Origin of the sequence: Paraburkholderia sp., assembly GCF_028283785.1 — a bacterium.
Lineage (GTDB): Bacteria > Pseudomonadota > Gammaproteobacteria > Burkholderiales > Burkholderiaceae > Paraburkholderia.
Window position 1 is genome coordinate 178,021 of record NZ_JAPWKB010000002.1, and the last position, 25,112, is coordinate 203,132.

A 25,112-nucleotide genomic window follows, 5' to 3' on the forward strand; every position below is an offset into this window, starting at 1 on the left:
GCACGAGCCGCGCAGGTGCCGCGTGCAATTACCGGCTGAAAAAGAAAGCGGGGGCTTCGCGGTCGTCGTGCGACGCGGCGGAGGCCGTTGAATCGACGCGGAAAAACTCCGGATCGACCCCGGCGTGCTTCGCCGCTTTCAGCCAGTCCGGCATGTCGCCGCTGCCGTTCCACTGGTTTCCCTTGGCATCCTGGTAGACCGGGCGATGCGCCTGATCGGCGTTGATCGCGGTGGCGAGGTCGTCGTATGAAATGCCGAATTCTTCCATGCGCCGGCGAATCCAGACGATAAGACGGTCTCGCGCTTCACCGTCAAAATGCTTGTTTGTCATGTGTGTCGTCAATCAGTCTGCGAACCTACGGTCAATACGGCAATAACGGCCATGCATGTGTGGCAAGTGCAGAAGAGTTTACAGGATTAACACCAGACAACGCGGTCATAACCGACAGTACGACGGTAAATGTGTTGCCCGCGCCACGAGGTGTACTCCATATAAGCGCTTGCCAGTACGACAATCCAGTTGTTCAGTTGCATCGCATCGCCCTCGATAGACTGCGGGAATACGGAGTGTTCCCGTAAATTCAGTCTATGACCGGAGAGGGCCGGTCAATCTGGCGAAAAGAGGCAACTGTCGAGATCAGTTTCGGGAATCGCGTGGCAGGGGATGAAGCGCCCGCTGCATACACGCGTTTTTAATGAAACGCCGTCCATGCAATCGTCAAAGAGAATACAGCAAGTACGACCGACGCCGAGCGCTGGACGCCAACCGGATCGAGCCACGGTAATCTGCCGCTGCCCAATGCCGCGCCGAGCGCAATCCAGCCTGTGCCGATCGGCACCAGCAACGCCGCGAAAAGCGTCATTGCCTCGATAAAACAAGCGGGAGTCGCGAATGCGGCGGCGGGGAAAATCGTACTTCCGAACAGGATACCTTTTGGATTCAGCAATGTCGCGATAAACAGCGTAAAAGGCCTTACCGCGTGTCGATCCGACGAAAAAACCGCCAGCGTCGCACGCCACATCCGGATCGCGAGCCACGCAATGTACAGGCCGCTCGCGATTCGAACGGTCATCGACAGCCACGGCATCGTATCGCCAACGCGCGTGAAACACAGGCCCCAAACCGAAACGGCAATGACATAGCCGGCCAGCTCGACGAGCGTCAGGCGCACCGAACGCGCCACGCCCTGCTGTGCGCCGGCAGCGGCAAGCAAGGTATTGGTCGGGCCGGGCACGCTCAGGATCACGGCAATGCCGAGCCCGAAAGCGATCAGGGTGGAGACTGGAAACATGCGGCAAACGGAAGGGTCGTGCTTTTCGAATTGCCACCGTTTTACCACGGATGCGTGCAACGACGTTCTGTCGGGTCATGGAGCGGCGTCGGCAATTGTTGACAGTGCATGCGGCGCGCCGGATATGTCGCCCGCTTAAGCCCGTCCGGGCTCAAAACGCCGATCACCGTTTTCTCGCGCGCGGTCAGCCGGTTGGCATGCGGAATTCGCATGCTACGATTCCCGATTGATCTGAACCGGCATAGACATGAACACGGCATCGATAAATCAGCCACGCGCGCCGCGTGCGCAAAACCATGTGCGCAGTGCCGGGAATCCTCGGGCGACGAATCCGGAGCGTCGATGAAACTCTGGATCCAACCCTGCGACGCCTGCGCGCAACTGTACGGCGAACCGGCCAGCACCGAGCCGCATGAAAAGCTGACGCTCAACGGCGTCGGTTTCGTCAAGGATGCGACGGCCGAACAGCACTTCACCTGCGCCCGTTGCGGCGGCGTATTCGCGCGAATCCTGACGGGACCGGCGCCGCGCCAGATCTGGATGATGCTGAACGCCGGCCAGCACTGACGCGATGAATCGACCCACTCACAACGACCGCGAATCCGCGCACGTCCCGACCGCACAGTGCTCGCCGCGTCGCGCGTGGGAACGGTTGTTGCGACCCGTCTTCGCAGGAGGAAGCGCATAAATGGCCCTTGTTCTGCTGGTCGAAGACGATGCGAATCTGCTGCGAGCGCTGGAAACACTCGTCAGCACCGATGGCCATGCGGTCAGAACTGCTGTCAACGGTGTCGATGCGCTGTCGGTGGCGCGGGCGGAACGACCCGACGTGGTCGTTTCGGACTGCATGATGCCGCTGATGGACGGCGTGGAATTACTACGCGAAATGAAATCGATGCCCGCGTTGCAGGCGATTCCGTTCGTGATGACATCGGCGATTGCGAGCGCGCCGAACGCGTCGGTCTATGCGTTTTTGCGCAAGCCGTTTCCCGCCAAGGAATTGTTGCGCGTGATCCGCCGCGCGCTGTCCTCGTGATCGCCGGCAGCGACGCGCGAAAGACGTAAAAAAACCGGCTCGCAAGCCGGTTTTTTTATTGCACCAACGCGACCTCCCGTCAGAGCGACCCCGCTCGTCCGCGACTGAAAAGCCGAACGATTGCAAGCAGGATGACCGCGCCGATCAATGCGGTAATCAGCGAACCGATGATGCCGCTGCCCAGGTGCAGCCCCAGCGCGCCGCCCAGCCATCCGCCGATAAACGCGCCGATGATGCCGACCACGATATCGATAATGATCCCGAAGCCGCCGCCGTCGACGATTCGTCCTGCCAACGCGCCCGCAATACCGCCGATGATCAACCAAAAGATAATGCCGTGTGAGACGGGTTCCATAGAATCCTCCGAGAGTGTCGCCAGGTATGCGAACGGTTTGACCAACGCGACAGCCTGTGCGTTCCAGCAATTGACGTGCCGCGTCGCGTGGCGAACTTCGGAAACTGCGGATTCGGGCGCGTGGAACCGGCGGATGCACCGGTCGATACGCTCGCTAACGTGCAAGTGCGTAAGCGTGTCCGTGCGTTAGCGTACGGGCAACGACGTCCGCGAAAATATCTGCGTCAGCCGCGAGATCACCCGGCCCACGTCGATCAGGTTCTTCGCCGACTGTTCGAGCGCGGGCAAGACCGGCGCATCGGACGACAGAAACAGGTTCAACTCGCGGTCGTAGACAATATCCACGAGCCAGATAAGCCGCTGCACGACGAACGGTTCGCGCAATCGCGCCACGTGAAGCCGGTCGAGCAGAATCGTGTCGTACCGCCCCGCCACGTCCAGATAATCGAGGTACGAACGGCTCGCGACGCACATCTCGTCGAAATTGCACCACACCGCGGACTTGCCCGCGCCCGCAACCTGAAGCGGCCGGTAGCGTAATTCGATGCGCTGCGGTTGCGGCGGCGCATCTTCGAAAGACGCGAATACGGCCGAGAGATCGCGGTGCGTGGTGGCGTCGGCGAGTTCGGCAGCACTCAGCAGCGTACTTCCGTTCTTGCCGCCCTCGCCGCTCGCATTCGACGACGCCGGCGCTTGCCGGTAGTCGATCTGCGCATCGAGTTCGATGACCGCAAAAGTGCGCTCGATCCTTTCGATGGTCGGCACGAAGCGGGGATGCAACTCCGGATCGGGCAACAATCCGTCCGGACGATAGTTCGACGTGACCAGCAGGAAGATGCGATGACTCGCTAGAAACTCGACCAGCCGCGCGAGAATCAGCGCATCGGCGATATCGTGAACATGGAACTCCTCGAACCACAGATACCGCGTCGCGCCGAGCCATTCGGTCAATGCGGCGCTCATGCGGTCGGTCGATCCCGTCGGCACGCTGACCAGCAACCTGCCGATATCGCGCTGGAACTCGTGGAAGTGGACGCGGCGTTTTTCGCACGCAAGCGCATCGAAGATCACGCCTGCCATCAAGGTTTTGCCGCGTCCCGGCGGACCGTAGACGTATGCGCCGCGCACGCCGTCGCGCCCGGTGTCGGCGAACGCGGCGCGGATCGTATCGACCTGCGTGCGGCCGACGTGCGTCTGCTCGCGATCGGCGGAGAAACCGCGTTCGGCCAGCGCCTCCGGCACGTCGAACGACGCATCGAGGACGGCGTCTGTCGAAGACGTGGAAAACGTATTGCTGCTACCTGATTTCATCATTCACTACGTGGACGTGTGCTGCATCCCGGCCTGATGACGCAGACCGAGCCCTTCGCACAGCACGCGCGCGCAATCGCGCGCGGCCTGGGTTCGTTTTGCGCGGCTGCCGGAGTCGCGCGCCATCTGATCGATCATGCCGACAAAAATCTTGCCGATCTGTTTTGCCGAAATATCGGCGCGAAAAATACCGCTTTTCTGTTCTTTAGCGATATTCGATGCGATCCACGATGCCAGCCCTTTCTTGGTTTCCGTGCAGCCGGGCGGCTGAAAAAAACCGATCTCGGTGAGGTCGAGATCTTCAGCCAGAAAGTGCAGAAACTTCAAAAAGCTCAGCGTAACGAGATCGAGCAGTTCGGCTGCGGCCACGTCGCGCTCGATCAGCAGCGTGACGGTCAACGCCTGCAAACGGCGTCGAAATTCAGCGACCAGTTCTTCGTATGCCGCTTCCTTGCTGTCGAAGTAGATATAGAAACTCGGTTGGCTCAAGCCGGCACTGCTGACGATATCGCCGACTTTGGTGTTGTGATAGCCGAGCCGCGCAAACTCCGCGGCCGCGACGGCCAGCAGTTTTGCACGGGTTCTTTCCCCTTTCGACGGTATCGGCTCGATCTGTTTCGCAGCGCGGGTCATGTCCTGGCCAAGGCATCGTGTCTCGTGTGGAACGGCATGTTACCACCGGATAACCCGCGCGAGACCCCGCTTTAACCCGCGTCCGGGGCCGTCGTTCCATCATTTTTATTACTTGCCAGTAACTTGAGCGGCACGTACCATTGCGCCCAAACATTACTTTTTAGTAACCTCCATGAGAATCGTTTTATTTGCGCTCGCACTCGCGGCATTCGCGATCGGCACCACGGAGTTCGCGCCGATGGGCCTGTTGCCGGTGATCGCCACCGGCGTCGGCGTGTCGATTCCCACTGCGGGCATGCTGGTCAGCGCGTACGCAGTCGGCGTGATGATCGGTGCGCCGGTGATGACGCTCGCACTCAGTCCGATCAGCCGCAAATCGGCGCTGATCGGTTTGATGGCGATCTTCACGGTCGGCAATCTGCTGTCGGCGGTGGCACCGGGCTATACGTCTCTGCTGATCGCACGCGTCGTCACGAGCCTCGCGCATGGCGCGTTCTTCGGTCTAGGCTCACTCGTCGCGGCGAATATCGCGCCTAAGGAGAAACGCGCGGCCGCCGTCTCGACCATGTTCATGGGCCTGACCATCGCCAATATCGGCGGCGTACCGGCCGCGACGTGGATCGGTCAACTGGTGGGCTGGCGCGTCGCGTTCGCCGGCACGGCGGGGCTCGGCGTGGTCGCCATGATCGCAATCGCATTCGCGCTGCCGCGCGGCGAGAAAGGCGAGATGCCCGAGGTACGCCGCGAACTGCGCGTGCTGATGCGCCCGCCCGTGCTGCGCGCACTCGCCACCACGGTGCTGGGCGCGGGCGCGATGTTCACGCTCTACACCTATGTCGCGGCCGTGCTGGAACACGTCACGCAGGCGTCGCCGCACTTCGTCACGCTGGCTTTGATCGTGATCGGCGTGGGCTTCACGATCGGCAATTTCGTCAGCGGCAAGCTGACCGACCACTCGTTGCGCGGCACGTTGATCGGTTGCTTCGCGATGCTCGCGGTGATCATGTTCGTGTTCCCGTGGCTCGCGCAGACCGATCCGGGCGCGATCTTCGCGTTGCTGCTGTGGGGCGCGGCCACCTTCGCCGTCGTGCCGCCGTTGCAGATGCGCGTGATGCAGGCCGCGCACGACGCGCCTGGGCTCGCGTCGTCGGTGAATATCGGTGCGTTCAATCTGGGGAATGCGCTCGGCGCGGCAGCGGGCGGCGTCGTGCTTGCGGCGGGTCTGAGCTATGCGTGGATCGCCCCGGCCGGCGGTGTGCTCGCGATTGCCGGCCTGGTCATGGTGATGGCCAGCAAACGTCCGCCGTCGGCGGAAGGCGCGCTCGCGTCGGCCTGAAGCGCGTCACGCGCAGACGATGAAACAAACGGCTTCGACACAAGAAAAACCGCGCGCCATGGGTCAAGCATGGCGCGCGGTTTTGCGTTGACGGTACACACGTCAACGTGTCGACACATCAACGCATCATGCTTACTGCAGATGCTTGCGCTTCGCGAGTTCCTGCGCTTCCGCGTAATGCGCCTGAATCGTCGGCAACGCTTTGCGTGCGGCGTCCTTCAACTGTTCGTTTCGTCCGGACGCAATTTCCGCCTGGAATGCGGACAGTGCTTTCTGTTCGTCGGCGAGCGCGACCTGCTGGATATAGAGCTTGTCGAATGCATCGCCGCGCAAATCCTTGATGCTGTCGATGGTCGCGGTGTCGGGATCGTCGCGCGGCACATCCACGCCGCGCGGGCTTGCAGCGCGCAAACTCGCGGTCAGCTTCGTGTTATCGGCAGCGACTTTTTCGGCGAAGGCTTTCACATCGCGATCCGTCGAACGCGACGTCGCGAGACGCGCGGCATCGCGTTGCGTCGATACGGCTTTGGTCGCGTCGGCCACGAACGCTTCGTCGGCGGCATGCAATTTCGTGTCGGCCGAAGCGGCCGGTTGTGCGGTTTGCGCATGCGCTACGTTAGCCAGCAGCAGCAAGCTTGCGGCCGATGCACACGCAACCGAACCGAGCGACTTGAGTGACGGAATCGACTTCAGCGAAGCGAAAGAGAAACGGGACATGCGGACTCCTTTCATGGGCTTAGAGCAGTCGGTGCCGTCAATCCTCTGACGACACCAGCGGTTGCATTCTAGGTGCCCATGAAAGGCCAAGGTGATACGAGTCTGTCGCGGGTGTAACGGGTGGTAACGCATGTATCGCGAGTCACGTCACCGCGATAAGCATGCGTCAGCGAGTCGGCACGCCTTCCCGCCACTCGCCCCAATGCGTGGCGATATCCTGCACAAGAGGATTCCCGGCGCGATACAGATTCTCGATTGCCGGTGCGAAGCCACCTTGCGTCGCGTAGTTGACGAGATTGTCCGACGCGGACTGTCCGTCATAAGGCCGGTCGAAATCCGAACCCGAGCGCAATGCCGCCACACGATCGAGATCGACACGCCCCGTACTCGCGGCGCGCTTCAACGCTTCGTACGTCGCGTTGTCTTCCTGTTGCGTCGTGCAATACGTGCCCTTGTTGTCCGTCATCTGTTTGGTCCAGACACGCGCGCGCTCGCCGATGTACTTGCCGGACCACCACGTGTCGCCCGCCAGCGTATCGCACTGGATCACTTTCGGCGGCAGGTTCGCAGGCGCATAGCTGTATTTCGCGCGCGCCGTCTGCGCGTCCGCGCTGTCCATCAATGCAACGTTGCGCGACAACGCAAACGCGGCATCCGCAAGAGCGGGATTCAGCGTGAACGTTTCCGTCCGGTAATCGAGCGGTGGCTTTTCGGTCGGCGATTTGGTATTGATGCCAAGAAAACCGCTCGGCCAGCTATCGGGCTTTTCACGTGCGTCGATTTCCCATTGGATACCGAAATCCACCAGGTACTTCGCCCATGCCGCCGATCCGATCGTTCCTTGCATCGGGTCGATCCCGGCGATGCCGGCAATCATGAAATAGGTGTGGCGCAAATCGAATTTATCGGAGAACGTGAGCGCCATCAGCGATGCCGATGCATTGCTGTGTCCCATCCCCGTCGTCATCACACAGACGTCCTGCCGATTGCAATGCACGACCGGATAGTCGGGCGACAGACCCGGCACCTTGATCTCTTTCCACGGCCCGAGGCGGTCGAGCCACACCTGCCCTTCCGGTCCGAACATCGAAATGATCATCACCTTCACATCGCGGCCGCCGCCGTGACTGTTGCCGCGCGAGGAGTCGTCCGAGTCTTGCGCGAAGGTGGACGAACATGCGCCGAACGCAATCGTCGCTGCGAGCGCGACCAGACTGCGCGCGATCACGCGTGCCGGAGAGCGGACGCGGCGCGAACGCGGGGAATCACGGGAATCGTGGGCGTGGCGGGAATGGCTGACGTGCGGGGATGTCGACTGTGCAATCACGTTCATCTGGCGGTTCTCCGAAGTTGGGAAGCGGACGCATGAACAGCACGATCGGGCGGCGCGACCGGCTGCGGACGTGCCGCCGGAATGCCCGAACCCGGCGATTATAAAGTCGACAAAATAATTGGTAAGGTGGACGCCACGCATTTGTCAGAAATTTGAAAGCACGGTAATTCACGCCTGACGACGTGCTTCACTCGTTGCACGTTCAACCATCTGCAAATCACACCGCGCGCAAAAGACTGCGCCCACGCGCGCCGCCGAAAAAATATCTTTCCATTTATTGCATCCACCGTTCTCCCGATGCCGTAAGTGCGGTTGGAGACTCGCTTCTACGCAGCGATACGAATTCGTTCACGACTGAGCGGAGGGGAGCCTTTGTGTCCGCCATTCGCGTCGTCGCACTCCACGTGCCGTTCGGTTGTCTCCACGTCAGTGTCGCGAATCCGCGGTCTCCCTGCGATTCCTCTGAGGAGCACGGTCATGTCCGAATCCAAAACACAGTCAGAATCCCTAATCGATGTTTTCGATCGCCGCGTCGAACGGCGTTTGCAGCGCAGACAATTTTTCAGGAACGCCGGTGGTCTCGGCCTCGGTCTGGTTGGCGGCACACTCATCAGCGCATGCGGCGGCGGTTCCGGCGATAACGCATCGGCCGCGAGCGGCCCCACCGACGCGGAGATTCTCAACTTCGCGCTCAACCTCGAATACCTCGAATCGCAGTTCTACGCGTATGCGACGACCGGCGCCGGATTGCCCGCCAGCATGACCACCGGCGTCGGAACAGCAGGCACGGTGATCGCGGGCACGCAAGTGCCGTTTCAGGATGCAGTCGTCAAAGCCTATGCAAACGAGATCGCGAAGGACGAGCTGGAGCACGTGACGTTCCTGCGCAGCGCGTTGGGTTCGTCGGCCGTTGCGCAACCGTCGATCGACATCGGCGGCACCGATCCGAACGGCGCATTCTCGAATGCGGCACGCGCCGCCGGACTGGTCGGCTCGGGCGTCGCGTTCAATCCGTACGAGAGCGACAACAACTTTCTGCTCGGCGCGTTCATCTTCGAAGACGTCGGCGTGACGGCCTATAAAGGCGCGTCGCCGCTGATCAGCAACAAGACCTTCCTCGAAGCCGCTGCCGGGATTCTCGCCGCCGAGGCCTATCACGCGGGTCTGGTCCGCACCGTGCTGTACGCAAAAGGAATCGACACGTCGAGCATCGCGAGCGCGGCCAACGCCATCTCCGCCGCGCGTGCCGCGCTCGACAACAACGGTCACGACGATCAGGGCATCACCGGTGCGACGACGGACATCTCGAACATCGTTCCGCTCGACAGCAACGGGCTTGCGTACAGCCGCAACTACGCGAACGTGCTGAACATCGTGTATCTGACGAGTACGGCGGCGGTCAAGGGCGGCTTCTTCCCGAACGGCGTCAACGGCACGCTGCATATGAGCGCGTGACGCGTCGCCCGGTTCCCGTCGCGATTAGCGGCGGGAACCGGTATTCGAGCTTGCGAAGGAGCCAGCATGAACGAAGCGATCAGCACGTCGGCGGTCCCGCAGACGTTGACCGAACAAACCTGCGTCGATATCCGCGAGACGCTGGCCGGCCGGCGACGCGGTTTGCGCGCGATGCTGCCGTTCGCGGGCCCGGCCGTGGTCGCGTCGATTGCGTATATGGACCCCGGCAACTTCGCGACCAATATCCAGGCGGGCGCGGGTTACGGCTACACGCTGCTCTGGGTCGTGGCGATTGCGAATATCGTCGCGATGCTGTTCCAGTCGCTGTCGGCGAAACTCGGGCTCGTGACCGGCCGCAATCTCGCGGAGTTGTGCCGCGAATCGCTACCGCGACGCTACGTGATCGCGATGTGGCTCATCAGCGAAATCGCGGCGATGGCAACCGATCTCGCGGAATTCGTCGGCGGTGCGATCGGCGTGTCGCTACTCACCCATCTACCGATGTTGCCGGGCATGCTGATCACGGCAGCCGTCACGTATGGGCTGCTGCAATTCGAACGACGCGGCTTTCGTCCGCTCGAACTGGCAATTGCCGCACTGGTCGGCGTGATCGGTCTGTCGTATCTGGCCGAACTGCTGATTGCGCCGGTGCACTGGCCGTCGGTGGCGAAGCATGTGTTTACGCCGTCGATTCCCGATAACGCCGCGCTGACGATCGCCGTCGGGATCGTCGGCGCAACCGTGATGCCGCATGCGTTGTTCCTGCATTCGGGACTGACGCAGCATCGCGTGACGCCCCGCAACGATCGCGAACGCGATCGGCTGCTGACGTTTTCGAATATCGAAGTCGCGGTCGCGCTCGGCGTTGCCGGATTGATCAACATGGCGATGGTGATCATGGCCGCCAGCGCGTTTCATCTGTCGCACCCGGCGATTGCCAGCATCGAAAGCGCATGGCGCACGCTGGAGCCGTTGCTCGGCAGCGCGGCGGCGGGCCTGTTTCTCGCGGCGTTGATCGCGTCGGGCGTGTCGAGCTCCGTGGTCGGCACGATGGCCGGACAGATGATCATGCAAGGCTTCGTCGGCTTTCATATTCCGACGTGGGTACGGCGCCTGGTCACGATGGTGCCGGCCTTCATCGTGGTCGCATACGGAGTCGATGCGACGCGCGCGCTGATCGTGAGCCAGGTCGTCCTGAGCATCGCGCTGCCGGTGCCGATGGTCGCGCTGGTGTGGTTCACGTCGCGCAGCGCGCTGATGGGCCGCTACAGGAACCGTCGCTCGACCACCGCCGCGGCGGTCGCCGGGACGGTGGCCGTGCTGGCGCTAAACGGCGTTCTGCTGCTTCAGGTGGCGGGTGTCGCGTTCGCCGGATAGTCGAGCCGCGGATACCAGTTGCCGCCGCGCCCTTCCGGCGTCATGTCGAGGATCATCCAGATCGGCATCGGATCGGGTGCGCCGCGTGGATCTTGCCCAGGATCGGCCGTGACGGCGCCCATTTCACCGCTCCAGAAATGACGGATCGTGCCGTCGCGTCGCGTGAATACGTTGATCGCCGGCAAGTCGAAATCGTCGTCGCCGATCGCGTGATAGTCGCGGCTGAATTCGCCGTTGAGATCGGTGTACAGCTTCAGGTCGCGCCAGCCGCGCTCTTTTGCGAACGCCGTCAACCGCTCGACCGGCGAACGCGCCACGACCGCGAGCGCGACGCGCTGTTCGATATCGCGCGCTTCGCCATTCCATGCACCAAGCAGCGACGTGCACATCGGACACGGCCGCTCGCTGTTCGGGCCGAACATGTAGCTGTAGATCACCAGCGTCTGCCGGTCGCCGAACAGGCCCGCGAAATCGAGCGGACCGTGTTCGCCTTCGAAGCGGTAATCGCCGCCCACTTCGCCGCCGGGCGGCAACGCGCGGCGGAGTTCCGCAACCCGTTCGATATGCCGGCGCAATTCGATTTCCTCGACCAGCAACGCGTCGCGCGCACGACGGTACGCGTCGCTTTCGTTCGGAAACGTGACGCCGTTGCGCTTTGCCAGTTCGACGGCGGGTGTCAGTGACTGTGCTTGAGTCATATGGCTCTCCTGTGTACGTCCAACCAAGGTGCGTGTTGCGCGCGCCGCGCAGCGCTAGTCAGTCGCGATCGGGCGCGCCGAGCGGAAACAGCGGCCGGTATGGCCGCGCCTCATCGACGGCACGAGCAAACGACGGGCGCGCCAGCAAGCGCTTGCGATAAGCGATCACGTTGCCGAACGACGGCGCGATGCGATGTGTCCAGTCCGCATAGAACAGCGACGGCGCAGCCGCGCAATCGGCGAGGCCGAAGGTGTCGCCCGCGGCCCATTCGCGGTCCGCGATGGTCCGATCCAGCCACGCGTAAGCGGTGTCGAGCATGGCGCGTGCCTCGGCGACGCCGTAGCCATCGCGCACCGTTTCCGGCCGCATGCTGTCGAACACGATCTTTTGCTGCGGCGTGGACAGATAGTTGTCGAAAAACCGGTCCATCTTGCGGGCTTCTAGCGCGGCGCGCGGATCGGCGGGAATCATCGGCACCGGCCCCGGATGATGCAGTGCGAGATGCTCGATGATGACCGTCGATTCGATCACCGTGCGCCCGCCATCGACCAGCAACGGAAACCGCTTCAACGGCCACAGCGTGGCGAATTCGTCCATCGTGCGAGGGTCGTCGTGCGACAGCGCGCGCATCTCGAACGGCGTGCCGTTCTCATAGAGCGCAATCAATACCTTCTGGCAATACGACGAAAACGGGTGAGCGTAGAGCGTCAACGACATCGTGGCCACCTCCGGCGCAAACGTGAGTAACAGGCGTCTTTCCCTGACGACGACCGGCGCGCGTGCGGATCGACACGCACGTCGCAGAATTTTTGAAGCAGGCGTTTCGACACGTGCGATGTGTAGCCTGCGCGACGTGCGTGTGTGCCGTAACGAAGCCGCTGACGTTACGTAGCGCCGCGTGTTCCGGAACACACGTTTGCGTCGTGCCGATTTCTCGTCGAATCCTGCGAATGCCCATTCCAGAAGGCTCACGGCGCGTCACGCAGATCGCCGGCCGGCGACGTGCGCGGCAAGTTTGCGATTGGCACGATTGCTGCAGTAACGAAAGCGCGACTGGCCTCACCGGGGAAACAAACGGGGCCGCTTGAGCGCTACGAACCGCAGCGACGCACCACGGCCACGAACGACAGCCTGATCACGACACACGGATAACACGATGACAACCGCCCTCCTGCTGGAAGCCGACGCCTCCACCCAAACCCAAGAATCGGGCCCGGATTTTGGGCAGCGCCATCCGTTGCAGATCGCGATGTGTCTGCGCAACCTGACGACGCGCGGCGATTTCGTCACCGTCGAATTCGGCCGTCGGCAGATCGTCACGCAGGTGCTCGATGTCGATTCGCGCAACGGCACGTTCACTTTCGACCTCGGCAATATCGAAAGCGACAATGCGGCATTGCTCGACGCCGGAGAACTGACGTTCCGCAGCCTGCCGGGCGGCATTCAGACGCGCTTCACGACAGGCGCGGCGAGCAAGGTGCGTTACGACGAGCGGCCTGCGTTCGAGGCGCAATTCCCGGCGGTGCTGTATTACGTGCAACGTCGCGAGTTTTTCCGTGTCCAGACACCGGTGCTCGATCCCTTCGTCGCACTCGGCGTGTATGCGGACGGTGGACGCTTCCGGCTCGAACTGCAGGATCTGTCGCTGGGCGGCATCGCATTGCGCAGCTACGACGCACGCTTTGCCGACGCCGAAAACGGCCGCGTGCTGACCAGCGTGGTGCTGCAACTCGGCCATTTCGGCTCGTTGAGCGTCGATCTGGAAATCGTCGCGCCGCGTCAATCGACGACACCCAAAGGCGACGTGCGCTACGTGCTCGGTTGCCGCTTCGTCGGGTTGTCGGGCGCGGCGGAACGCGTGCTGCAACGCGTCGTCACGCAACTCGAAACGAAACGTCAGACGCTGGCGCGCGGCTGAGCCGTGCAGGCTCAGTAACTGAGCTTCGCCACCGAGCGCAGCACGTCGGGCGTGGTCGCCGGAAAGCCGAAGAACTCCAGATAGGCCGGAATCTGTTCGAACAGCATGTCCGAGCCGACCTGAAAGCGGCAACCGCGCGCCTGCACGGCTTTGAGGAAGGCCGTCATTTCGCTTTTCATCACCACTTCGCCGACGAACGTATCCGGCGCGATGCGCGCGACATCCACCGGCAACGGATCGCCGTCGTTCATGCCCATCGGCGTTGCGTTGACGACCACGTCGTGGCCGGCCGGGTCGTTGCTGCCGGTCGAAACCTGCAACGCCGGATAGTGCTGCATCAGCCGCTGTCCGAGCCCTTCCGCCGACGCCGTGTGCGCGTCGAACAGACTCAACGCGGCGACACCCGCCGCCGCGAGCGACGCCGCGATCGCCGAGCCGACGCCGCCGCAACCGACCACCAGCACGCGTGCGCCGTCGAGCGTGCAGCCTTTGCGGCACACGCCGCGCACGAAGCCCTCGCCGTCGAACATATCGCCCCTCAGGCGTCCGTCTTCGCCGCGCCGGACCGCATTGCACGAACCGGCAATCGCGACGGTCGGCGTCGCGACATCGACGAGTCCGGCAGTGACGACTTTATGCGGCATCGTGATCAGCGCGCCGGCGATGTTGTCGAGCGTGAAAACCGACTTCAGGAAGCCCGGAAAATGTTCCGGCCGGCAGCCCATCGGCACGACCACCGCGTTGACGCCGACGTGCTCGAAATACGGGTTGTAGATCATCGGCGACTTGAAGGCGTGGGTCGGGAAGCCGATATGCGCGATGAGCGAAGTGCTGCCGTTGATCATGGTGATCTCCCGTGCTTACATCCGATGCATGGCGCCTGATGCGCGAGGTGTGTCTGTGCCGGCTGCCGACCTGACCGACCCGCGCTAACCGTTGCCGGACATCGCCAGATGGCGGCGTTCGGTGACATCGTCGGCGGGGAACATGGATTCGATCCGCAGTTCCTGCGCGACGACGGTTTGCGGCGTGCCGACCGTCGTCACCATCGAAAAATAGTTCAACGCGGCGCCGTCCTTGACGAACGTCATCGGAATCACCGGCATCGCGGACGGCGCCATCGGCGTCGCCGACTCGGCCGTGACATCGCCCGTGTCTAACGATTTCCATGCGGGTTCGACGTCCGGATACGCGAGCAGCGTGTCGAGCAGTTCTCTGGTTTTATCATCGATCACGCGTCCGATGGACTCGCGGTAAACCCGCTGGATCAAGCTTTTTGCCAGCGTGTCCCAATTCGCGATGAAGGGGCGCATGCCGTCGGGATCGAACATCAGATGAAGCATGTTGCGCGGCCCCTTGCGCGCCGACATGTCGATGAAACGGTTGAACAGACGCGGCGCGGCGTCGTTCGCCATCAGCACGTTCCAGTAGCGGTCCATCACGACCGCCGGAAACGGCTCGTGCTGCCGCAGCATCCGGCCGAGCGCGCGCGTGACGCCCGGTATCGCCTGCGCGTCCCACGCGCCATCCGGATACAGCGGCGCGTAGCCGGCGGCGAGCAGCAGCGTATTGCGCTCGCGAAACGGAATGTCGAGCGCCTGAGCGAGATCCATCAATGTTTGACGGCCGGGCGCGCTGCGCCCGCTCTCGATAAAGCTGATGTGGCGCTGCGACACGCCTGCGTCGAGCGACAGGTCGAACTGGCTGCGTCCGCGTACATCGCGCCAGTGGCGCAGCAGCGCGCCGAGATCGCCGCCCGTGGCTCTGGACGACGCGGCGCGCGTCGCGTCGGGTCGCGCTGAGGTGTCTGTGTTCACGTGATGGCCTCGATGGTGAAGCTTCCATCATAGGCATCGTGCGCGGTGTTTCAATTACCCAAGAGGTTATCGCGCGCGGTTTGTATTCAGCGGCGCGCGGCGGCAGCCACTACCTGGCAGCGCGTTCGCTATGAACGATTGCCTGCACCGGAGAGCGCGGCATCGGCGCACCGTCGACAAATGCGCTCGCACAGCGCACTGCGAACTCGTACGCGCACGCGTGGCTGGCGAACTGGCCGAGATCGCCCAACGACGTCGAGTCGCCGTCTTCCTTCAGGACGCAGGCGCGGGCAATGAATATGTTGCCGTACCTGACGGCCGATGCCTGAATCGCTGCACCACGGTGGAACAGAACCATTACGCACCTCCAATCCGGAAATAGAAAGGCGATTGTAATGTGTCGGTTTTCGGCTGTGGGGACTGTTACCTTTCCGCACGAGGCGCTTAAGTTCGATTGCGCGCGGCAAGACCGCGCGCCCCGCTGCGAGCTGAACAGCCGCCGCCCGATCGCGTCGTCACACGTCCTTGGTTTCGAACATCAGCAACTCCGCGCCGGCTTGCGCGAAATTCCCGAGGTCTGCGGCCGCCGCCTTTCCCGCAGGCGAATTGAGCGCCTGCGCGATCGCGTCGGTGGACGCGAAATGCAGCGTCGCGATCAGGTAGTACTCGGATTGGCCGCCTACGGGTTTGATCGGCCCGGCACTGACTTCATACCGTTCGAGTCCGGGCAGCTTCTTTGCAAGCTGAACGTGGGTCGTGAAATAGTGATCGTCGAAAGCGTTGGGGTCGCTGGGGTTTTTATAGAGAACGACGAGTTTTGCCATGATGGCCTCCTTGAGAATTGATGGATACCGCATCAACAGAAATTCGAAGCGCATCCGGAGTCATTGCTTCTCCAGTTGCAGATACAGACGCTGCACGTTTTGCGCTTGTACGACCGGGTACAGCTTGTCGCGACGAAACTCCGGCAGATCGATACCGTGCATCGCGTCCGTCAAGCCGGTTCCCGCGCCGTACGCCTGCCGCACGGCCGCATCCAGCTCACGCAGATAGATGCCCGTGCGCGCGACGTCGTCATTGCGCCCGGTCGGGTCCAGCGTCACCAGCGGTCCGAACCCCGGCACGATCACGCGCGGCGACACGGTGCGGAGTGTGTCGAGCGCATCGAGCCAACCGGGAATGTTTTCGTTGCGCAATTCGGGAATGCGCCCGGCATTCACCAGCGCACCCGCAAACAGCACGCCGCTGGATGAGTCGAGCACCGCAAGATCGCCAGGTGTGCTGGCCGGACCGAAATACAGCAGGTCGAGTTGCCGTCCACCCACTTCGATATGCGTGGTTTCATCGACGGTACGCTCGGGCACCGTCACCCGCGACCCAGCCATTTCGTCGTCGCCGAGCGTGCGTTGCAGGTTTTTCAGGCAGATCGCGCAGCGCTCGCGAATCAGGGTGGCGGCACGACGGTGCGCGAGAATCGGCACATCCCGATCGCGAAACGCCGATGCGCCGAACACGAACTCCGGTGCCTGATGCGTGAGAATGACGAGCTGGACGGGCAGCGGCGTGATCTGCCGGATCGCGTCGATCATCGCGCGGCCGTAGCGATACGACGCGCCGGTGTCGATAACCGTAACGCCGCTCGGCCCCACCACAAAACCATTGTTCGCAACGACGCCCCGGTTGGCGGGTGTCACCGCATCGCCACTGCCCTGCATCACATACACGCCTTGCGCGACCGCGCGTGGAACCGGAACATGCAGCGCCGACGGCATCGCGACCGGCCGCTCATCGCTGGCATGCGCTGCACGCATGCCAGCATGCAGCGTCATGAGCCACAGCGCCACGAGCATCCATGCGCTGCGCACATGCCAAGGATGAGCCCGCGTCAGTCTCCGCCAGGCTCGCATCAGGGTGTGGTCGACGAGGTCTGTTGCGTGCTCGACGGCGATCCCGAGCCGGTATTCACCGCCACCTGACTGTCGAACTCCTTGTTTTTCGTATCCTGGACACGCACTTTCAACACGCCACTTGCGTGCGGCACGAAGTAGAAACGAAAGTTCGGGTTCTCGCTGATCGAGAAATTCACATCGGCGGTCATCACCGGTTTATCCGCATAGGAAACCATCACCTTGCGCACGAAATACGCCGACGCATACAGCCGCGTCACCTGATTCATCGCCATTCCGGTGCGGTTCGGATGCCGGACCATCAACTGGACCAGTTGCGGCTTGTCCGCCACCGTCTTTCCTTCCGCTTGCAAACGCACGGATCCCGCGCTTGCCTCCGCCGCCGCATCGTCCTTACCCACAGGTGCGGAACACCCGCCGGACGCCTTCACGAAGCGCACAGCGCTGTACAGATGGCCGTCGTTGGTTTCGGCTACCACGCGCATGAAGGTGTAATCCTCGACCCGTACCCGCGTTTCGATACTCGCCAGCCCCGAGTCGGGCGTGAATTCGAACGAACCCGCATAGGGTTCGGGGTTTTCGTCGATAAACAGATAGATCTTTCGAATGTAGCGCGACGGCGTTTGCGGGAATTGCGCGGTAATCGCAATCGGCACGACGGACGCATCCGCCGCACGCGCAGGCGCATCGAGTTTGATCACGGCGTCGCCGTGCATCTCGACCGGCCGGTCCTTGAACATGCCTTCCTTGAAGTCCTGCCAGCGCGCATTCTTCGACGGATTGTCGTTGGGTTGCGCCGCACGAACGGGCGGCGCCGCGAGTACGGTCATCAATGCGCTCGCGGTCAGCACACCGCCCAGCGTGGTTCGCGTTATCGTCATCATGGTGTTCCTCCTGCCTGCTGCGTGCTTACTGTTCCCACTCCAGCTCCGCATATGCGGCCGTCACATTGCGCGCATGGTATTGATCGAACAGCAGCCACTTGCGACGCTGATCGCGACCGATCGTATCGACCGCCTGCTGCATCGTTTTGCCCGCCTTGATCGCTGCACGCACATCGCGCGCCAGCGCCGCGAGATAAGCCTGCTCCGCGTCCAGCCCGACTTGCCAGCGGCCGTCGAACGGGCCGTGTCCGGGCACGATGTGACGCGGATTCATCTGCCGAATCGCCGCTATCGCATCGAGCCAGCCGGTCAGACTGCCGTCGATCACCGGAATGCATCGGACGAACAGCAGATCGGCCGCCCACAGCGTGTGACTACTCTCATCGTAGACCGTCAGGTCGCTGTTCGTATGCGCTGTTTTCCAGCGCTTGAGTACAAGTTTGCGCGCGCCCAGATCGAGTGTCGTTTCATCGTCGACGGTGAGCGTCGGCCCGATGATTTCGCTGCCGTCGGCGAGCGCCCCGAGTTCGCGATGCAATACGCGCAGATAGCTGTCTGCGTGCGACGCCTCCGCTTCGCCCAATGTACTGCTGCCGACGAATTGCGGTCGATCCGCCTTGAAAGCGGCGTTGCCGAGAATATGGTCGGGATGCATATGCGTATTGATGACATAACACACCGGCAACGGTGTCACCGCGCGAATCGACGCACGGAGCGCGCGCCCCTCGTGTGCCGTGCCGCCCGTATCGATCACCGCAACGCAGCGCGTCCCGACGATAAAACCGACATTGGCGATATCGCCACCGTTTGCGCGTGTCGCGACGTCGTCATGCCCACGATGCACGTAAATGCCGGGGACGAACATCGTCACCGGTAACGGCGATGGTGTTCCCGCCGCATGTACGTCCTGCGCGGCAATCATCACGCATGCGCACAGCGCATGACAGAATCCGGTCCGGTATCTCATCGGGCGAGATCCGTGTCGCCTCGTTGCAGTACGGTGTCTGCGGCGCGCATCGCGGCGCGTCTCGAAGGGCGCAACGCGAAGCGCGCATATTCGCTTTCGAGGAACGGCTCGGCATGTTCGAGCAGAAATCGACGGAAGGCCAGACAGGTCGGCGATAGTTGTTTCGAACCCGCGTGCACGAGTTGCCACGTCCGCTCGATCGGTGTGCCGTTCACGTCGAGCAACGCGATTTCACCGGTTCGCAATTCGAGCGCCAACGTATGCAGCGAAATCAGGCTGACGCCCATTCCCGCCATCACCGCCTGCTTGATGGTCTCGTTGCTGCCTAGCGTGACGCTGCGTGCTGGAACGAACAGGTTTTGCCGGAACATATGTTCGACGACCGCGCGCGTGCCGGAGCCCGGTTCGCGCAGCAGGAACGTATCACCCGCGAGTTCCTGCAGATCGAAGCCGCGCGCGTTGCACAGCGGATGCGACAACGGCGCGACGATCACGTGAGGATGATAGGCAAGCGGCTCGGCCGTCGTGCCGAGTTCAGGCGGCGGGCGCCCCATGATCGCGAGATCGGTGGCATTGTCCGCGAGCAGACGCAGCAAGGTCTCGCGATTTCCGACCGAAAACTTCACGTCGACCTTCGGATAGCGCTGCGAATACAGCGCGAGTAGTTTCGGTGCGAAGTACGTCGCCGAACTGACGATGCTGACCGCGATCGATCCGCTATCGGCCTGAGTGAGCGACATCATCGCGTCTTCGGCATCCTTGATCTCACCGAGTATGCGGCTGGCATGATGCGAGAACCGTTCGCCGGCCTCGGTCAGCGAAAGCTTGCGCGCAACGCGCTCGAATAGCGCAAGACCGATCGCATCCTCAAGCTGGCGGATTTGCATCGACACCGCCGGTTGCGTCAGATGCAGTTCCTCGGCCGCGCGCGCGAAGCTCGGCGAATGACTCGCGACCACGAAGATCTGCAACTGGCGCAAAGTCAGCGAACGGATGAAGTTCACGCGTCAGCACCGCGCGATCAGGGCGATGTGGCCGGACGCACCGCCTTGACCGGTGCCATCGGTGAGTTGGGTCCGGGCTTGGCGCCTTTCCCCGGTGCGCCGGGCGGCGGCGTCAGCGTATGCATCGAGCCGGAAAAGGTCAGCGTCTCCGTCTGCAACGGATGCGCGAAGTCGTTGCCCGCACCGGGAACCTCGGTGCGAATCTGCATCACGCGTCCTGGCACGTCCTGATCGGCAATCACGAAGGTATAGCGCTTGCCGACATACTGTGCGAAACGCTCGCCGTTAGGATCGCCCAGAAACGGTTGAATCACGATCTTTTGCGCCTTGATCTCCTTGCCGTCGGCCTTCATCGTCACGTGCGCGATAGGTGGGTTCGCGGCAAGCGCGAGCCTCACGCGCCGCTGGAAATAGCGCCGCTGTCCGCCCGTCAACTGCTCCATTTCGGCTATGTCATGCTCCAGAAAATAGAGGATCACCGGGTTGCATGGCAGGCCGGTGTCCGGCACATCCACATTGCCGCTGTGATCGGTCACGTGCGCATCGCTTTTTGCATTGCCGTCGCTGACCACCAGCACGCGAACCGTGTCGTTCTGCTTTTGCTTCGGACCGGACAACGCCAGCGCATAGTCGAGCTCCGTTTGCGGTCCCACGCCGGTCATGTGTGTTGTCATGAACAGCAACTTTTCGGCGGGGGCGATCTCATTGCTCGCATGCGCGTACGTGATGCCAACCCACACGACGACAGCCGCGTGCCCAAGCGCGGCCACGGCCGCGCGAACCCGTTTCTGTCCAATCATTTCGACACGACCGGTGCACTGGCGACCGGTAACAGCGGCACTTCGTAACTCGCGAGAATCTTGTCGATCTTGCTCTGGTTCGACCCGATCCATTGATCGACCTTCGTATTCCACGCTTTCTCGCCGTAACGCGTACCCATCGAAATCTCGTAGTCGAAGCGGATGCCGGGTGTGGGCGGAAACGGTACGAGCTTCATCGTGTCGCCCGCGCGCTTCGTGAAATAGCCCGCGATTGGGCCCCACAGGAACACGACATCCACGTTGCCCGCGACAAGATCGTGCTCGATCATCTCGCCGGGAAACGCGGCGGGATCGCCGCTTTGCGCCTGATAGGACACAGCCTGTTCGATCAGGTTGTTGCCGAGCAGCCAGTCCACCGCCGGCGTCTGCGAAAAAATGCCGAGCCGCAGTTTCCTGAGTTGATCGGGCGGCAGCTTCAGCAGGTCGGATGGCGTGTTGATAGTGGAAAATTCAGGGCGCTTCGCGAACACCATCGCATAGGTGGAATGCAGATACGGCCGCGTCGTGGCGGTCAGGTCGTAACCCTTCGGCACACCGATGATCAGGTCGCATTTGAAGTTTTCCGTGTCGGGCACCTTGTCGCGCAACGTGCGTCGCACGAAGCCCATGCGCTGCGGAAAATACGTGTATTCCAGCTTGTAGCCGAAGTCGCTGGCCATCTGGCTCGCGATCCGGTTCTCATAGCCTTCGCCCTTGTTGTTCGACAGCGGCATATTGTTCGGATCTGCGCAGACCCGCAATACGCCGTCGGCGCCGTCGTTGTTGGGCAACGTCGGGTCGGCATGCGCGGCATGCATGGCAAGCATCGCGCCGCCCAGCACCACCCATGCTCGCATGAATTTTCGGAATGTGAATGCAGCAGCTGAAACGGTATTGCGGTCGGACATCGAATCCTCCGGAAAACAACCCGCACGCGCGGTGGACAAAACAGACGCTGCATCTCGACGAAAGCGGGACATGTGTCCTTACTTCGGATCCATCGATTGCAGATCGCCCGGATTGATCTTGCCGTCGGAGCGTCCTTTCAGATACGCGTACAGATTCTCCCAGTTCTTCTGCATCATCGTGCTGGTGCTGAAATCGGGCATGCCCTTCTCGACGCGTCCACCAAACACCGTGCGATGAAACTCGTTCTTGTCGAGCGTCTTGAAGGCTTCGATCAGCGAAGGCCCGACCATCCCTTCCTGCTTCGCGCCGTGACAGCGTTCGCAGGCCAGCGCACGCCACGTTTTCCAGCCCTGCAACGTGTCGCCATCGACCTTGTTGCCATCGACGACCTTGTATGCGACCGGCTTCATCGCACCACCGGACGTCTGCGCGAACGACGCGGGCAACATGAACAGTACTAGTGCGAGCGGCAAGAGTGATTGGCCTTTCATGCGTTCGTCTCCATCGATTTTTCAGGTTGCGCACGCGCCGCTCCTGCGGCGCCATGCGCAACACCACTTACTGCGTTTTCAGATGCGGGAGTGGCCGCGTTCAGCCATTTCCGCCGGGAATGGCGAACACGAACAGCGTGCCGCCGAGCGCCGTGTACTTCGCAAGTTCGCGATAACCGCCCACTGCGCCCAGACCTTCATTCGACTTTTCGAGGCCCGCTGCCATGCCGATCCCGGCCCAGCCGCCAATCCCCGAATACACGCCCACGTACTGCTTGCCCTGGAAGGTGTACGTGAACACGTTGCCGATAATCCCGGACGGGGTCTTGAACTTCCACAACTCCTTGCCATCCTTGATACGCACTGCCTTGATATAGCCTTCCAGCGTGCCGTAGAACGCGATGCCGCCTGCGGTTGCGAGCGCGCCCGACCATACCGAGAACTTCTCCGGCTTCGACCATGCCACCTTGCCCTTGGCCGCATCCCACGCGATGAAATTGCCCATCGCGCCGTTCTCGTTCGGACCCGGATACATCGACAGGGTCGCACCGACGAACGGCTGGCCGGACACGTATTCGACCTCGAACGGCTCGTAGTCCATGCAGACGTGATTAGTCGGCACGAGGAACAGTTTCGATGCGGGGTCGAACGCGGCAGGTTGCTGGTCTTTCGAACCGAGTGCGGCAGGACAGATGCCTTTCACGTTGTGATCCGCACCGGCTTTCTGCGTCGAATAACTCGCATTGCGAACCGGCAGACCCGACTTCACATCGACCTTGTCCGCCCAGTTGACGGCCGGGTCGTACTTGTCGGCCACCAGCAGTTCACCCGTTTGACGATTGAGCGTATAGCCGAAACCGTTACGGTCGAAGTGGACGATTGCAGGTGTGGTCTTGCCGTTCATCGGCAGATCCACCAGGATCATCTCGTTGACGCCGTCATAGTCCCATTCGTCGTGAGGGGTCATCTGATACACCCACTTCGCCTTACCTGTGTTCAGATCGCGCGCGAAAATCGACATCGACCACTTGTTGTCACCCGGACGTTGCGACGGGTTCCATGTGCCCGGATTGCCGGTGCCGTAGTACACAAGATTCAGCTTCGGATCCCATGCATACCAGCCCCAGGTCGTGCCGCCGCCCGATTTCCACTGGTCCCCCTTCCAGCTCTTCAACGACGAGTCCGTCCCGACCGGCACCATCTTGCCGTCCGTCCAGGTCATCGTCTGCTGCGGATCGATCAGCATTTCGTTGTCGGGGCCCGTGCTAAAGGCCTTCCAGGCTTCCTTGCCGGTCTTGATGTCGTAAGCGATCAGTCGTCCGCGCACGCCGAATTCGCCGCCCGAAATGCCCGTCAACACCTTGTCGCCAAACACATGCGGCGCGTTGGTGTTGGTTTCACCGGCTTTCGGATTGCCGTTCTGCGCACTCCAGACCACTTCGCCGGTTTGCGCATTCAACGCAACCAGTTTGGTGTCCGCCTGTTGAAGGAAGATCTTGCCGTCGCCGTACGCGAGTCCACGGTTGACGGTGTCGCAGCACATCACCGAAATCACCTGACTGTCCTGCTTGGGCTCGTATTGCCACTTGAACGTCTGGTCCTTCAGATTGATTGCGATGACCTTGTTGGGGAACGGAGAGTGGATATACATCGTGTCGCCGATGACGAGCGGCGAGCCTTCATGGCCGCGTAATACGCCAGTCGACATCGTCCATGCAACCTGAAGCTTGTTGACGTTGCTCTCGTTGATCTGCTTGAGCGGGCTATAGCGATGATTCGCGTAGTCGCCCGCTTGTGCTGCCCAGTTCGATGGGTTCTTGATGGCGGTGTCGAGCTGCGAATCGGCCTGTGCAAGCAGTGAATTCAGGGCCGTCGCCGCTACCACCGCCAGTCCGAGAACCAGGGTGCGTAAGTTCATGTCTCCTCCAGATTGGATGATGCCGTCCGACTCGGGAATGACCGCGCTACCTCTAATGCACCGAACGCGCCTGCTCGTATGCGGGTAACGACCACGCCGCGCCTGATTCATCGCCAGGCTTCATGCGTGAGAACGGCATTTGCATATTCCATGCCGGTATGCCGCACGCGATGCACTTCGCCGGTCACCGCCTTGCGATACCGTGGACAGTGGTCGTACGCGTCATCCGGATGCCGGTGCCGGTTGCACCAGCCTCTGGCCGATCTGCGACACGCCGCGCGCTTTAGCGATACATACTGTGTCAAATACGCGATGCATCGCCACACAGGGCCAATGGCGCATCGTTTGCAGGCCGTCTCACCGGGCTCTTCAACCGATCCACTCCACAGAGGCAACGCGATGAACTCCCCCGAAAAAACCTATACCGACGACGAGATCCAGCAGCGTCTGAACGGTGCACTGCAACACTGGTACGTCGAGGATGGCTGGCTGCGGCGCAAATACAAAACCGAAAGCTGGAAAGGCACGCTGATGGTCGTCAATACGGTCGGACATCTCGCCGAGGCGGCATGGCACCACCCGGATCTGACGGTCTCGTACGCATTCGTGGTGGTCAAACTCAAGACGCATTCGGCGAAAGGCATCACCGATAAAGACTTCGCGCTCGCGACGAAAATCGAGGACGTGATCCAGTGGCAGCCGGGCCATGAAGCGGGACCGCTGGAAGGCACACCGACCGACGACCAACGCTTCCGCTATATCAAGTACGACGCGCCGAAATCGTGACGCATGCGCGTAAAGCATGCATGCGTTGCGCGCATGAATCCACGATGCGCGACGCGCATCGGTCCGGTCGCTGGTACGGCTCTTGCCTTGGATCACGGCGGCGCCGCCCGTGAGCGGCGAGGCGTTGCGATGCCGGTTCGACGCAGCGTCACGATCCGTCTCGAGAC

At 62.0% G+C, this 25,112-nt stretch carries 29 protein-coding genes; 7 read left to right on the forward strand and 22 right to left on the reverse strand.

Going from position 1 to position 25,112, the window contains the following annotated elements:
* Positions 1-28 precede the first annotated feature (28 nt).
* The 3 genes from PW947_RS01280 to PW947_RS01290 form a co-directional block, all read right to left on the reverse strand.
* The gene (locus PW947_RS01280) at positions 29-331 is read right to left on the reverse strand and encodes an H-NS family nucleoid-associated regulatory protein (RefSeq protein WP_299628942.1); all 303 of its coding nucleotides are present in this window, start codon (positions 329-331) and stop codon (positions 29-31) included.
* Positions 332-692: 361 nt separating this feature from the next.
* Complete coding sequence (locus PW947_RS01285) at positions 693-1,292, reverse strand: LysE family transporter (protein ID WP_299628944.1); 600 nt, start codon at positions 1,290-1,292, stop codon at positions 693-695.
* Positions 1,293-1,333: 41 nt separating this feature from the next.
* Positions 1,334-1,504: a hypothetical protein gene (locus PW947_RS01290; protein ID WP_299628946.1), complete on the reverse strand. Its 171-nt coding sequence runs from the start codon at positions 1,502-1,504 to the stop codon at positions 1,334-1,336.
* A 130-nt stretch (positions 1,505-1,634) separates the two neighbouring features.
* Between PW947_RS01290 and PW947_RS01295 the strand changes: the two genes are divergently transcribed.
* Both PW947_RS01295 and PW947_RS01300 read left to right on the forward strand, forming a co-directional pair.
* Positions 1,635-1,859 carry a hypothetical protein gene (locus PW947_RS01295; protein WP_299628948.1) on the forward strand — a complete coding sequence of 75 codons (225 nt, stop codon included), beginning with the start codon at positions 1,635-1,637 and terminating at the stop codon, positions 1,857-1,859.
* A 121-nt stretch (positions 1,860-1,980) separates the two neighbouring features.
* Positions 1,981-2,328 carry a response regulator gene (locus PW947_RS01300; protein WP_299628950.1) on the forward strand — a complete coding sequence of 116 codons (348 nt, stop codon included), beginning with the start codon at positions 1,981-1,983 and terminating at the stop codon, positions 2,326-2,328.
* Positions 2,329-2,407: 79 nt separating this feature from the next.
* On the opposite strand, the gene PW947_RS01305 is transcribed toward PW947_RS01300, so the two are convergent.
* The 3 genes from PW947_RS01305 to PW947_RS01315 all read right to left on the reverse strand — a co-directional run bounded on the left by PW947_RS01305 (position 2,408) and on the right by PW947_RS01315 (position 4,627).
* Positions 2,408-2,683: a GlsB/YeaQ/YmgE family stress response membrane protein gene (locus tag PW947_RS01305; RefSeq protein ID WP_299629292.1), complete on the reverse strand. Its 276-nt coding sequence runs from the start codon at positions 2,681-2,683 to the stop codon at positions 2,408-2,410.
* Positions 2,684-2,869: 186 nt separating this feature from the next.
* Positions 2,870-3,997 (reverse strand): cell division protein ZapE, encoded by a 1,128-nt coding sequence (gene zapE / locus PW947_RS01310; protein WP_299628952.1) that lies wholly within the window; start codon positions 3,995-3,997, stop codon positions 2,870-2,872.
* A gap of 3 nt (positions 3,998-4,000) precedes the next feature.
* Positions 4,001-4,627 carry a TetR/AcrR family transcriptional regulator gene (locus tag PW947_RS01315; RefSeq protein ID WP_299628954.1) on the reverse strand — a complete coding sequence of 209 codons (627 nt, stop codon included), beginning with the start codon at positions 4,625-4,627 and terminating at the stop codon, positions 4,001-4,003.
* A gap of 172 nt (positions 4,628-4,799) precedes the next feature.
* Between PW947_RS01315 and PW947_RS01320 the strand changes: the two genes are divergently transcribed.
* Positions 4,800-5,963 (forward strand): MFS transporter, encoded by a 1,164-nt coding sequence (locus PW947_RS01320; RefSeq protein WP_299628956.1) that lies wholly within the window; start codon positions 4,800-4,802, stop codon positions 5,961-5,963.
* 132 nt (positions 5,964-6,095) lie between these two features.
* Here the strand turns inward: PW947_RS01320 and PW947_RS01325 are convergent, their stop codons facing one another.
* Both PW947_RS01325 and PW947_RS01330 read right to left on the reverse strand, forming a co-directional pair.
* Positions 6,096-6,680 carry a DUF4142 domain-containing protein gene (locus tag PW947_RS01325; RefSeq protein ID WP_299628957.1) on the reverse strand — a complete coding sequence of 195 codons (585 nt, stop codon included), beginning with the start codon at positions 6,678-6,680 and terminating at the stop codon, positions 6,096-6,098.
* Positions 6,681-6,846: 166 nt separating this feature from the next.
* The gene (locus tag PW947_RS01330; protein WP_299628959.1) at positions 6,847-7,908 is read right to left on the reverse strand and encodes a purine nucleoside permease; all 1,062 of its coding nucleotides are present in this window, start codon (positions 7,906-7,908) and stop codon (positions 6,847-6,849) included.
* A gap of 582 nt (positions 7,909-8,490) precedes the next feature.
* Between PW947_RS01330 and PW947_RS01335 the strand changes: the two genes are divergently transcribed.
* Positions 8,491-9,468, forward strand: a complete 978-nt coding sequence (locus PW947_RS01335) for a ferritin-like domain-containing protein (protein ID WP_366146081.1) — start codon at positions 8,491-8,493, stop codon at positions 9,466-9,468.
* Between the two features lie 66 nt (positions 9,469-9,534).
* A complete protein-coding gene (locus tag PW947_RS01340) occupies positions 9,535-10,845 on the forward strand; it encodes an Nramp family divalent metal transporter (protein ID WP_299628963.1) in 1,311 nt (436 codons plus the stop codon).
* On the opposite strand, the gene PW947_RS01345 is transcribed toward PW947_RS01340, so the two are convergent.
* Together PW947_RS01345 and PW947_RS01350 are read right to left on the reverse strand one after the other, a co-directional pair.
* The gene (locus PW947_RS01345) at positions 10,815-11,543 is read right to left on the reverse strand and encodes a DUF899 family protein (protein WP_299628965.1); all 729 of its coding nucleotides are present in this window, start codon (positions 11,541-11,543) and stop codon (positions 10,815-10,817) included. The genes PW947_RS01340 and PW947_RS01345 overlap by 31 nt on opposite strands.
* Positions 11,544-11,601: 58 nt before the next feature.
* Positions 11,602-12,261, reverse strand: coding sequence for a glutathione S-transferase family protein (locus PW947_RS01350; protein ID WP_299628967.1), 660 nt, complete (start codon positions 12,259-12,261; stop codon positions 11,602-11,604).
* Between the two features lie 439 nt (positions 12,262-12,700).
* On the opposite strand from PW947_RS01350, the gene PW947_RS01355 reads away from it, so the two are divergent.
* The gene (locus PW947_RS01355) at positions 12,701-13,462 is read left to right on the forward strand and encodes a flagellar brake protein (RefSeq protein WP_299628969.1); all 762 of its coding nucleotides are present in this window, start codon (positions 12,701-12,703) and stop codon (positions 13,460-13,462) included.
* Positions 13,463-13,473: 11 nt separating this feature from the next.
* On the opposite strand, the gene PW947_RS01360 is transcribed toward PW947_RS01355, so the two are convergent.
* The 12 genes from PW947_RS01360 to PW947_RS01415 all read right to left on the reverse strand — a co-directional run bounded on the left by PW947_RS01360 (position 13,474) and on the right by PW947_RS01415 (position 24,159).
* Positions 13,474-14,307: a ThiF family adenylyltransferase gene (locus tag PW947_RS01360; protein ID WP_299628971.1), complete on the reverse strand. Its 834-nt coding sequence runs from the start codon at positions 14,305-14,307 to the stop codon at positions 13,474-13,476.
* 84 nt (positions 14,308-14,391) lie between these two features.
* A complete protein-coding gene (locus tag PW947_RS01365; RefSeq protein WP_299629294.1) occupies positions 14,392-15,201 on the reverse strand; it encodes a helix-turn-helix transcriptional regulator in 810 nt (269 codons plus the stop codon).
* A gap of 187 nt (positions 15,202-15,388) precedes the next feature.
* Positions 15,389-15,637 (reverse strand): hypothetical protein, encoded by a 249-nt coding sequence (locus tag PW947_RS01370; RefSeq protein WP_299628973.1) that lies wholly within the window; start codon positions 15,635-15,637, stop codon positions 15,389-15,391.
* A gap of 157 nt (positions 15,638-15,794) precedes the next feature.
* The gene (locus tag PW947_RS01375) at positions 15,795-16,103 is read right to left on the reverse strand and encodes an EthD family reductase (protein WP_299628975.1); all 309 of its coding nucleotides are present in this window, start codon (positions 16,101-16,103) and stop codon (positions 15,795-15,797) included.
* A 60-nt stretch (positions 16,104-16,163) separates the two neighbouring features.
* Positions 16,164-17,108: an MBL fold metallo-hydrolase gene (locus tag PW947_RS01380; RefSeq protein ID WP_299628977.1), complete on the reverse strand. Its 945-nt coding sequence runs from the start codon at positions 17,106-17,108 to the stop codon at positions 16,164-16,166.
* A gap of 77 nt (positions 17,109-17,185) precedes the next feature.
* Positions 17,186-18,070: a quinoprotein dehydrogenase-associated SoxYZ-like carrier gene (locus PW947_RS01385; protein WP_299628979.1), complete on the reverse strand. Its 885-nt coding sequence runs from the start codon at positions 18,068-18,070 to the stop codon at positions 17,186-17,188.
* A 25-nt stretch (positions 18,071-18,095) separates the two neighbouring features.
* Entirely contained in the window at positions 18,096-19,037 is a 942-nt protein-coding gene (locus PW947_RS01390; protein ID WP_299628981.1) for a quinoprotein relay system zinc metallohydrolase 2, read from the reverse strand.
* Entirely contained in the window at positions 19,034-20,041 is a 1,008-nt protein-coding gene (locus PW947_RS01395; protein WP_299628983.1) for a LysR family transcriptional regulator, read from the reverse strand. The genes PW947_RS01390 and PW947_RS01395 overlap by 4 nt, the downstream gene beginning before the upstream one ends.
* Positions 20,042-20,058: 17 nt before the next feature.
* The gene (locus PW947_RS01400) at positions 20,059-20,841 is read right to left on the reverse strand and encodes a hypothetical protein (protein ID WP_299628985.1); all 783 of its coding nucleotides are present in this window, start codon (positions 20,839-20,841) and stop codon (positions 20,059-20,061) included.
* Positions 20,838-21,668, reverse strand: a complete 831-nt coding sequence (locus tag PW947_RS01405; protein WP_299629296.1) for a substrate-binding domain-containing protein — start codon at positions 21,666-21,668, stop codon at positions 20,838-20,840. Before PW947_RS01405 ends, PW947_RS01400 begins: the two co-directional genes overlap by 4 nt.
* A gap of 159 nt (positions 21,669-21,827) precedes the next feature.
* Positions 21,828-22,241 (reverse strand): c-type cytochrome, encoded by a 414-nt coding sequence (locus tag PW947_RS01410; protein ID WP_299628987.1) that lies wholly within the window; start codon positions 22,239-22,241, stop codon positions 21,828-21,830.
* Positions 22,242-22,341: 100 nt separating this feature from the next.
* Positions 22,342-24,159 carry a methanol/ethanol family PQQ-dependent dehydrogenase gene (locus tag PW947_RS01415; RefSeq protein WP_299628988.1) on the reverse strand — a complete coding sequence of 606 codons (1,818 nt, stop codon included), beginning with the start codon at positions 24,157-24,159 and terminating at the stop codon, positions 22,342-22,344.
* A 399-nt stretch (positions 24,160-24,558) separates the two neighbouring features.
* Between PW947_RS01415 and PW947_RS01420 the strand changes: the two genes are divergently transcribed.
* A complete protein-coding gene (locus PW947_RS01420) occupies positions 24,559-24,945 on the forward strand; it encodes a 4a-hydroxytetrahydrobiopterin dehydratase (protein WP_299628990.1) in 387 nt (128 codons plus the stop codon).
* Positions 24,946-25,112 lie beyond the last annotated feature (167 nt).

Excerpts from the sequence above, each read along its gene's own strand:
- PW947_RS01370 (WP_299628973.1), bottom strand. The coding sequence starts at position 15,637 with ATGGTTCTGTTCCACCGTGGTGCAGCGATTCAGGCATCGGCCGTCAGG.
- PW947_RS01345 (WP_299628965.1), bottom strand. The coding sequence starts at position 11,543 with ATGACTCAAGCACAGTCACTGACACCCGCCGTCGAACTGGCAAAGCGC.
- PW947_RS01390 (WP_299628981.1), bottom strand. The coding sequence starts at position 19,037 with ATGAGATACCGGACCGGATTCTGTCATGCGCTGTGCGCATGCGTGATG.
- PW947_RS01350 (WP_299628967.1), bottom strand. The coding sequence starts at position 12,261 with ATGTCGTTGACGCTCTACGCTCACCCGTTTTCGTCGTATTGCCAGAAG.
- PW947_RS01295 (WP_299628948.1), top strand. The coding sequence starts at position 1,635 with ATGAAACTCTGGATCCAACCCTGCGACGCCTGCGCGCAACTGTACGGC.
- PW947_RS01355 (WP_299628969.1), top strand. The coding sequence starts at position 12,701 with ATGACAACCGCCCTCCTGCTGGAAGCCGACGCCTCCACCCAAACCCAA.
- PW947_RS01335 (WP_366146081.1), top strand. The coding sequence starts at position 8,491 with ATGTCCGAATCCAAAACACAGTCAGAATCCCTAATCGATGTTTTCGAT.
- PW947_RS01410 (WP_299628987.1), bottom strand. The coding sequence starts at position 22,241 with ATGAAAGGCCAATCACTCTTGCCGCTCGCACTAGTACTGTTCATGTTG.
- PW947_RS01400 (WP_299628985.1), bottom strand. The coding sequence starts at position 20,841 with ATGATTGGACAGAAACGGGTTCGCGCGGCCGTGGCCGCGCTTGGGCAC.
- PW947_RS01340 (WP_299628963.1), top strand. The coding sequence starts at position 9,535 with ATGAACGAAGCGATCAGCACGTCGGCGGTCCCGCAGACGTTGACCGAA.
- PW947_RS01375 (WP_299628975.1), bottom strand. The coding sequence starts at position 16,103 with ATGGCAAAACTCGTCGTTCTCTATAAAAACCCCAGCGACCCCAACGCT.
- PW947_RS01290 (WP_299628946.1), bottom strand. The coding sequence starts at position 1,504 with ATGCGAATTCCGCATGCCAACCGGCTGACCGCGCGCGAGAAAACGGTG.
- PW947_RS01300 (WP_299628950.1), top strand. The coding sequence starts at position 1,981 with ATGGCCCTTGTTCTGCTGGTCGAAGACGATGCGAATCTGCTGCGAGCG.
- PW947_RS01285 (WP_299628944.1), bottom strand. The coding sequence starts at position 1,292 with ATGTTTCCAGTCTCCACCCTGATCGCTTTCGGGCTCGGCATTGCCGTG.
- PW947_RS01315 (WP_299628954.1), bottom strand. The coding sequence starts at position 4,627 with ATGACCCGCGCTGCGAAACAGATCGAGCCGATACCGTCGAAAGGGGAA.
- PW947_RS01385 (WP_299628979.1), bottom strand. The coding sequence starts at position 18,070 with ATGATGACGATAACGCGAACCACGCTGGGCGGTGTGCTGACCGCGAGC.
- PW947_RS01380 (WP_299628977.1), bottom strand. The coding sequence starts at position 17,108 with ATGACGCTGCATGCTGGCATGCGTGCAGCGCATGCCAGCGATGAGCGG.
- PW947_RS01280 (WP_299628942.1), bottom strand. The coding sequence starts at position 331 with ATGACAAACAAGCATTTTGACGGTGAAGCGCGAGACCGTCTTATCGTC.
- PW947_RS01320 (WP_299628956.1), top strand. The coding sequence starts at position 4,800 with ATGAGAATCGTTTTATTTGCGCTCGCACTCGCGGCATTCGCGATCGGC.
- PW947_RS01415 (WP_299628988.1), bottom strand. The coding sequence starts at position 24,159 with ATGAACTTACGCACCCTGGTTCTCGGACTGGCGGTGGTAGCGGCGACG.
- PW947_RS01360 (WP_299628971.1), bottom strand. The coding sequence starts at position 14,307 with ATGATCAACGGCAGCACTTCGCTCATCGCGCATATCGGCTTCCCGACC.
- PW947_RS01325 (WP_299628957.1), bottom strand. The coding sequence starts at position 6,680 with ATGTCCCGTTTCTCTTTCGCTTCGCTGAAGTCGATTCCGTCACTCAAG.
- zapE (WP_299628952.1), bottom strand. The coding sequence starts at position 3,997 with ATGATGAAATCAGGTAGCAGCAATACGTTTTCCACGTCTTCGACAGAC.
- PW947_RS01305 (WP_299629292.1), bottom strand. The coding sequence starts at position 2,683 with ATGGAACCCGTCTCACACGGCATTATCTTTTGGTTGATCATCGGCGGT.
- PW947_RS01420 (WP_299628990.1), top strand. The coding sequence starts at position 24,559 with ATGAACTCCCCCGAAAAAACCTATACCGACGACGAGATCCAGCAGCGT.
- PW947_RS01405 (WP_299629296.1), bottom strand. The coding sequence starts at position 21,668 with ATGCTTGCCATGCATGCCGCGCATGCCGACCCGACGTTGCCCAACAAC.